The organism is Prevotella sp. oral taxon 317 str. F0108 (genome assembly GCF_000162415.1).
In the GTDB taxonomy this organism is placed as follows: domain Bacteria; phylum Bacteroidota; class Bacteroidia; order Bacteroidales; family Bacteroidaceae; genus Prevotella; species Prevotella conceptionensis.
Genome location: NZ_GG740112.1, coordinates 1 through 739, shown reverse-complemented (window position 1 = coordinate 739; position 739 = coordinate 1). Strand labels below are relative to the sequence as shown.

Sequence of the window (739 nt, the reverse complement as noted above, 5' to 3'; positions counted from 1 at the left end):
ATTGCACTCCGACAAGAAAAAAACGAATGGATTAATTCAATTGTATATGGTAAGCATTATGAATACAAACGCAAGGGCTTGTGGCATGTGTACATGAATGGTAAACCGCTTAAAGATTAAAATGGAAAGGCAATACTTTATAATTACAATGCACAGCCGGGGACAAAAGGTTTTGATTACAAACTCAATAAAAAAACAAAGAAAGAAATGATATGTACAGTGAAACATGTTTTATTAATCGTTATCATGGCTGTTTTTTGCAGTTGTGGAAGTAGAACAAGTAAATCAAGTGAAAATGTTCGTAAGAATGTTCCTGCGACGAAGTATAGAAGATATGCAACAGAAGAGTTAGCAATCGCTCTTGATATCTCTATGCGTCCTGATGCGGTGTATGACGATGATACGCCATTTTATGACCAGTGTAGGAAGTTTTGCAATCTTTCCGACGATGAGATTGAAACAATAAAAACAATCCTTTCTGATAAGCAGAAGTGGCAAAAGGTTGGCACGAAATTTCCTACTTTAAATATAAGTGTGTATTATAGACAATACCTAGCATATAGGAAACATGGACACGTCTATGTTTTGGTAAATCTATTTAAATACTATTATATGGTATTCTTGGGCAATGATGTGCTAGGAGTAGGCGCTCCCCAAAAAGGGATAACAATCATTTCTCTGGCTAATGATAGAGGTCGGAATAAGTACGATAATGTGACAATTCTCTTAGACCTCTCTC

1 protein-coding gene is annotated in these 739 nt (G+C 35.7%); it reads left to right on the top strand.

Features of this window, described 5'->3' with window-relative positions:
* Positions 1-219: 219 nt before the first annotated feature.
* Positions 220-739: hypothetical protein (locus HMPREF0670_RS15145; RefSeq protein ID WP_232213957.1), on the top strand; the 520-nt coding region annotated here is incomplete at its 3' end.